Below are 6,783 nucleotides of genomic sequence, written 5' to 3'. Positions count from 1 at the left end.
GACTGTAGCGATGTTATGAATATTTCCCTTGTCAATGTCGCTTTGAGTTATAGTGTACTCTTTAGAAACAGTGATTGACTCACCAGGTACTAGTGTTGTTTTGTCAAGTTCGATGTCTCCGCCAAGCATTGGGTCGTCTAACACGATATTCTTCATTGTTACATTACCGTTGTTTGTCACTTTAAAGTTATAAGTGACCACTTGACCGACTTCTGTAACTTCTTTAGTGTCGCTTGTCTTCTCTAGTGTTAACTGAGGGTCTTGTGTTCCAACAACTGTTACATCGTCTTCATCTGTTGAAGTATTTCCTTTTGGATCTTCACCTTTAACTGTAGCTATGTTGTGGACATTACCTGAGTCAATATCATTTTGTGTCACAGTGTAATCTTTAGAAACTGTGATTGACTCACCAGGTGCTAGTGTTGTCTTGTCAAGTTCGATGTCTCCACCGAGCATTGGGTCATCCAGTTTAATTTTATTTAAAGTAATGTTACCGGTGTTTTTAATTTCAAACGTATATGTTACTTTTTGTCCTACGTTAGTTATTGTATCAACATCACTTGTTTTAGTGAGTTCAATTTTTGGTTCAGCAATTAGCGTATTTGTAACATCAAAAGTTTCTTTACTATAAGTCGTAGTATAGCCATCGACTGAAATTTCTTTAATGTAGTAATCATACATTTGGCCAATTGATGAATACGCTGGCTTCATTCCAAAATCGTATTTCCATTCGTCATTTGAATCAGGTGTTACTGTAACGGTATCAACGAGAGTACCATTAGAACGGTCTCCTGTTGTTCTGTATAATTCGAGTTCTATTTCAGATGGACGATTCGATTCTCCACCTTTGTCTTCCCAAATTTTTGTACCACTTATGGCAAAGGTGATACCTTGAACTTTAGGTACAATAAATTCTCTTGATGGAGAATTTGGATCTTTAGTATTAGGGATAAGCGTTGTTGTACCGTTTGAAGGGAAATAATCCTCACCGTTAAAACTCTCTTTATCAGTGTTGATATTCACTTTATATCGAATATTTATAAACTGATCTTTACCAAGCATCAAGCTGCCGAGTGTGATCGTGTTATTTTCATATTCTACAGTAACTCCTGTTAAGAGTTTAGGGTCTGAAGCAGAAAGATAATACGATCCATCTGTAAGTTGATCATTAGACGCTCGTTTAAATTGACCATCTGTCAGAGCAAGGTCCACATATTCACTCATTGGGTCTGTTACTTTACCATTTTGGATTGTACCCGTAATATTTTTTGAAAGACTAGTAAGAATGTCAGCAAGTTCACTTGCTTGGCCAGCACTATAATATTGATCAGGTGAAGATGCGATATTTTGCATCACGTATGTAACTTGTTCTTTAGTTGCTCCAGCGTCACCAGTTAACTCAATACCGATTGAGTACATATTAATGCCACTACTTTGAATAGCCTTTGCTTCAGTAATAGTGTTTGTACCGTGGTTTTTATTAGTTTCATAATTGAAACTTGTTCCATTTCCCTTAAGTACACCTTTCTCATAACTTATTGTTGGGGAACCATCAGTAATTGTAATAATGATTTTATTTTTTGCGTTACTCGAATTTAGGATTTCTTTTGCAACTTGCAAACCTTCTTGAATATTTGTTCCACCATCATTCGCACGGCCTCTATCTCTAGGAGTATTTGTAGGTACTTTATTAATCAATGTGTTTGCACTTTTTGTGAGTGTTTTGTAGGAATAGTTATCAGTATTCCCAGCATAGATTTGGTTTTTTCTTCCATCTAAAACGTTTGTACCAAACGTAACTAATGCCATTCTGATATTGTCGTTGTCAGCTGTCAGAGTCTGATTAATAAAGTTCGTTACTGCCTGTTGTGCGATTGTAACTCTATTATTAGTCGTCATACTATTTGAGTTATCGTATACAAGTACGATATCTGTAGGTTCTTTTACTAATTTTTCCTTACCTTGTACTTTTAAGTCTATGAAGTATTCACCAGGAGTGCCAGTATAGGTAGCTTTCTTAGAAATGATAGAGTCTTCGAACTCTTGAGGGGTTTGAGGGTTAATTACTCCGCCGGAGTCATTTGGCTCTACTTGTTCAGTTCTATCGGCGGCCAATGCTCGATTATTCTCCGTCAGGAGCGGAGATATTGAACTAAACATGCTTGATGCAATGATCAAAAGTGACAATGTGACCATTAGAACTATTTTTGAAAATGATTTTCTTAGCATTTTATATCACCTGTAAACCTTTCCATATATTATTAATAATATTACATATATTTTACCATACTTTTTAAGGCAGATGGTTGTTTTATATAGTTATAAATTTTTTTGATAATAAGTTATAGAATATATTGTGATTGCAATCATACAATACTTTGTAACTTTATGACTTCTAACATTTTAATTAATCACAAAATTAAAGACCATTATTATCTAAATATTCTATTAATACATATATATTCATTTTATATAATTTAAGATCTTTTATGTGATATTATGTAAAATGCTTCTTACTATATTGTATGCGATTACATTTTTGTTGACATTAACTTATTCGAGAAATAAACTATCATTCTTTCTATCTTAACACCAGAAAGGTTGATCCCAAACTTTTAATGATTGTCCTAAGCTTTTCTCTTTTGCTGATTTATAGAGTTTATATCCCCATGATATGTCTTCTACAGCCATTCCTCCTGCGAGGAAGACGATTTTTTCTTTCTCATCTTTACGCCCTTCTTCGTTACCACTGACAACCTCACCGATTTTGACATTTGTTCTCCTCCTTAAAAACGCTTTCATTTATGTGAGAGTAATTTTATCATATTTTTAAATTGTCTAAAAACTAAAGCATTCATGATAGGAGATATTTGTTTTATGATACACTTAATATGAAGAGATATATGATATTTGTGGGTGAAAAAATGGACAACTATTTTGAGCAAGGAAACTTTGAACCGTTTGTGTATAAGCGATTGAATGAGGTTATTGATACTTACAAGAATGACGCGGATAGTTACGTTGTTTTCGACTATGATAATACAAGTATTATTATGGATATTGAAGACGATTTAAACGTTTATTTGATGGAACATTTAGCATATCGCCTCACGCCTGAAGTGTTATATGAAACGTTAACGAATCCAGATTATCGTGAGGAGTTATATCAAACGTTTGATCGTCGGTTTAAAAATGCGACAGGTTTTAATTTAGCTGAAGATATTTATAAGGAATATCAGTGGTTATACGACAATTACATTAGTCTAGAAAATCGTTCAGAGGATCTTTTAAAAAAGATTAAAGAGACAGAACACTACAAAACGTTTAGAGCAAAGTTAAGGTTGTTTCATACACATGTTAACGGCAAATTATCAAGGCGACCGTCTAATGGCTGGATGACGTATTTATTTGCAGGTCATACGGTCGATTCATTTAAAGAGTTATGCCGTAGTTGTATTGAAGAATCACTAGAAAAACCGTTTGAGAAAGTGACGTATGAAAGTTCAGAAAATATACCTGGAAAATCAGGTGTTGTCACTTCTACTTTTAAATCGGGATTATCAGTTCCTGAAGAATTGTTAAACTTATATCGCGCGTTTACAAATAACGGAATTACGACTTATATCGTAAGTGCAAGTCCGAGAGTATATGTTGAAGTCGCAGCTGAAATGCTTGGGCATTCAGTAAAGGTAGACAATATTGTCGCTATGGAATTTGAAGAAGATAACGGCGTTATAACGCCTGTTATGAAAGCAGACTCACCAATCACAAAAGGTCCTGGTAAAACAGAGGCGATACAAAAGTTGATTATGCCAAAGCATAATGGTAAACAGCCTGTGGCGATGTTTGGCGACAGTATCGGCGATTACGATATGATGCAAACGTTTACCGAAACACCGCTATCTGTTATTTTTAACCGTCATATGACAGATGACTTTAAACAGTTAATCGATCTCGCAATTGAACAATATAATCAAAAAGATGCACGCTTTGTATTACAAGGACGCGATGAAAATACCGGTGTTCTTATACCGAGTCAATCATCTATTTCATTTGGAGAAACTGAACCAAAATTATAAATCAAAGGAGTGTTTCACGTGAAACGCACATTTAACTTATCAGCAGGCCCAGCAATGTTACCGACATCCGTTTTAGAACGCGCACAAAAAGAGATGTTAGATTATAACGGAACAGGTATGTCTGTAATGGAGATGAGTCATAGAAGTAGTTACTTTGATAACATTATCCAAGATGCTGAAAAAAATTTAAGAGAATTACTTAATATTGGCGATAATTATAAGATTCTCTTTTTACAAGGTGGAGCGAGCCAAGCATTTTATACCTTAGTTATGAACTTAAAACAATCTGGTAAAGTCGCATACATCGATAGTGGTAACTTTGCTAAAAAAGCATTAGAAGCTGCTGAAGAATTAAAAGACGACTATGGACTTGAAGTCGACGTCGTTGCATCATCTAAAGAAGATGGCTATAAGTCATTACCAAACTATCCAGATACGTTAGATGGTTATGATTACTTGCATATTTGCTCAAATAACACGATTGAAGGGACACAGTTTAAAGAGTTCCCGATTTATAAGGATATTCCTTTAGTCTGTGATATGAGTTCGGATATACTTTCACGTCCATTTAATATCAACGATTTTGGAATGATCTATGCAGGTGCTCAAAAGAACCTCGGTATTGCAGGATTAACGCTCGTTATTATTCGAGAAGACTTACTCGGACTAAATGATATCCCTAAAATGTTTGACTACAAAGTCTTTAGCGATAAAAACTCGATGTATAATACACCGTCGACTTACCCTATTTATATTCATAAACTCGTGACAGATTGGTTGTTAGAAATTGGTGGCTTAGAAGAGATTTATAAGAGAAACCAAGAAAAGGCACGTATTTTATATGACTACTTAGACGAGTCAACACTATTCGTACCTACTGCAGATAAAGACGCGCGTTCACTGATGAACGTCAAGTTTTCTACAGGAAACGACGAGTTAGATAAAGAATTTGTAGCATATACGAAAGAAAATGGTTTTGAAAATATTAAAGGACATCGTTCAGTCGGTGGTATGCGTGCATCTATTTATAACGCATTCCCTATTGAAGGTGTAGAAGCGCTCGTACAACTAATGAAGAAATTCGAAGAGGAGAATTAAACCATGTCACAATTTGACATAAAAACATTTAACAGTATCGCAATTGAAGGTTTACAACGTTTTACAAAAGACAAGTACACAATCAACGAAACAGACGATCCGTCAGCAATTATTTTACGTAGCTATAATTTACATGATGAACCAATTAGTGATAGTTTACTTGCAGTAGGTCGTGCAGGAGCAGGTTATAATAACATTCCAGTAGATAAATTATCTGAAGCAGGCGTTGTTGCATTTAACGCACCAGGTGCAAATGCGAACTCCGTTAAAGAACTCGTATTAACATCACTAATCTCACATGCAAGAAATACAATTGAAGCGTCACAATGGGCTACAGAGCTTACTGGTGATGATATTGCTACACAAGTCGAAGACGGTAAAAAGAAATTTAAAGGTCATGAAATTAAAGGTAAAACGCTAGGCGTTATCGGTCTTGGTCAAGTAGGTTTACTCGTTGCGAACGATGCAGAAAACCTTGGCATGGACGTAATTGGATATGACCCTTACATTAGTGTCGATGCTGCATGGAACATTAACCGTTCGGTGACGAAAGCATCGTCAATCGACGAAGTGTTACAAAAAGCGGATTACATTACGATTCACGTGCCATATTTAGACAGTACAAAACATATGATCGACTCAACAGCGATTCGTCAGATGAAAGCAACGGCAGTATTATTAAACTTCTCACGTGCTGAAATTGTAGACGAAGATGCACTTGTAAAAGCATTAAATCATAATCGTCTCGGTCACTACATTAGCGACTTCCCAAATGAAACAGTACTCGGGCAAGATAAAGTAACGCTACTCCCTCACCTCGGTGCATCAACAGGAGAGTCTGAGAAAAACTCAGCAGTAATGGTAGCAAATGAGTTAAAAGACTATTTAGAAAATGGAAATATCGTAAACTCAGTAAACTATCCAAGAGTCTCAATGACACTATCGTCACCGTTACGAATTGCGGTATGTAATAGAAATATTAAAAACATCATTGCATCACTTACAAAACTATTATCTGAAGAAGGACTTAATATTGATCGTATTATAAACAAATCACGTGGAGATTACGCTTATACGTTAGTGGATATCACTGAAGCGGATGAAGAAAAAGTAAAAGACCTCATCCAAGAAATCGAATCAAAGGACGGAATACTAAAGGTTCGACTCATTAAGAATTTGGAGCATGATGCATGGTATAACTAAGAAGTAACGCTAGGCGTTACTTCTTTTTAAAAGGAGAATTAATATGAAAGTTAAGTCTAAAGGAATTAATGATTTTACTAAGGCTGAGTTGGAAGAATTAGCTGCAAATGGTCAAGTTATCGATGTGCGTTCTACGTTAGAACGTTTTTTCGGGAAGGTTAAGGGTGCAACGCATGCACCGCTTATGAAGGTTTCTAACTTTGATGGACCTAAAGATAAGACGTATTACGTATATTGTGCAAGTGGTTTGAGAAGTCAAAGAGCATGTGAAGAACTAGCTGCTAAAGGTTATAAGACAGTTAACTTAAAGGGTGGCTACGGCTCATTTACAAACAAATAAAATAACGCCCATCGTTTTTAATAATAACGGTGGGCGTTATTTTTATGCTTTTATAATACAACC

At 35.5% G+C, this 6,783-nt stretch carries 6 protein-coding genes; 4 read left to right on the top strand and 2 right to left on the bottom strand.

The window, feature by feature from the left end; all coding sequences use genetic code 11:
• Together TJ68_RS08060 and TJ68_RS08055 are read right to left on the bottom strand one after the other, a co-directional pair.
• The coding region (locus tag TJ68_RS08060; RefSeq protein WP_040929639.1) for a DUF7507 domain-containing protein at window positions 1-2,115 on the bottom strand (2,115 nt) is incomplete at its 3' end.
• Between the two features lie 471 nt (window positions 2,116-2,586).
• The gene (locus TJ68_RS08055; RefSeq protein ID WP_040929638.1) at window positions 2,587-2,802 is read right to left on the bottom strand and encodes a hypothetical protein; all 216 of its coding nucleotides are present in this window, start codon (window positions 2,800-2,802) and stop codon (window positions 2,587-2,589) included.
• Between the two features lie 122 nt (window positions 2,803-2,924).
• Here TJ68_RS08055 and TJ68_RS08050 point away from each other — a divergent pair, with 122 nt between their 5' ends.
• Genes TJ68_RS08050 through TJ68_RS08035 form a run of 4 tightly spaced genes read left to right on the top strand, consistent with a single transcriptional unit; the run spans window position 2,925 to window position 6,720 of the window.
• Entirely contained in the window at window positions 2,925-4,079 is a 1,155-nt protein-coding gene (locus tag TJ68_RS08050) for an HAD family hydrolase (protein WP_162138471.1), read from the top strand.
• A gap of 18 nt (window positions 4,080-4,097) precedes the next feature.
• A complete protein-coding gene (serC, locus tag TJ68_RS08045; RefSeq protein WP_040929636.1) occupies window positions 4,098-5,177 on the top strand; it encodes a 3-phosphoserine/phosphohydroxythreonine transaminase in 1,080 nt (359 codons plus the stop codon).
• Window positions 5,178-5,180: 3 nt separating this feature from the next.
• Window positions 5,181-6,380, top strand: coding sequence for a 3-phosphoglycerate dehydrogenase family protein (locus TJ68_RS08040; RefSeq protein WP_040929635.1), 1,200 nt, complete (start codon window positions 5,181-5,183; stop codon window positions 6,378-6,380).
• Window positions 6,381-6,423: 43 nt separating this feature from the next.
• A complete protein-coding gene (locus tag TJ68_RS08035) occupies window positions 6,424-6,720 on the top strand; it encodes a rhodanese-like domain-containing protein (protein ID WP_040929634.1) in 297 nt (98 codons plus the stop codon).
• Window positions 6,721-6,783 lie beyond the last annotated feature (63 nt).

This window comes from Nosocomiicoccus massiliensis, from assembly GCF_000438455.1.
Classification (GTDB): Bacteria; Bacillota; Bacilli; order Staphylococcales; family Salinicoccaceae; genus Nosocomiicoccus; species Nosocomiicoccus massiliensis.
The sequence above is the reverse complement of the archived record's forward strand: the minus strand, read 5'-3'. Positions and strand labels throughout refer to the sequence as shown.

Bases quoted from the DNA above. Each gene is read 5' to 3' on its own strand.
- TJ68_RS08055 (WP_040929638.1), bottom strand. From the start codon at position 2,802: ATGAAAGCGTTTTTAAGGAGGAGAACAAATGTCAAAATCGGTGAGGTT.
- TJ68_RS08035 (WP_040929634.1), top strand. From the start codon at position 6,424: ATGAAAGTTAAGTCTAAAGGAATTAATGATTTTACTAAGGCTGAGTTG.
- TJ68_RS08050 (WP_162138471.1), top strand. From the start codon at position 2,925: ATGGACAACTATTTTGAGCAAGGAAACTTTGAACCGTTTGTGTATAAG.
- TJ68_RS08040 (WP_040929635.1), top strand. From the start codon at position 5,181: ATGTCACAATTTGACATAAAAACATTTAACAGTATCGCAATTGAAGGT.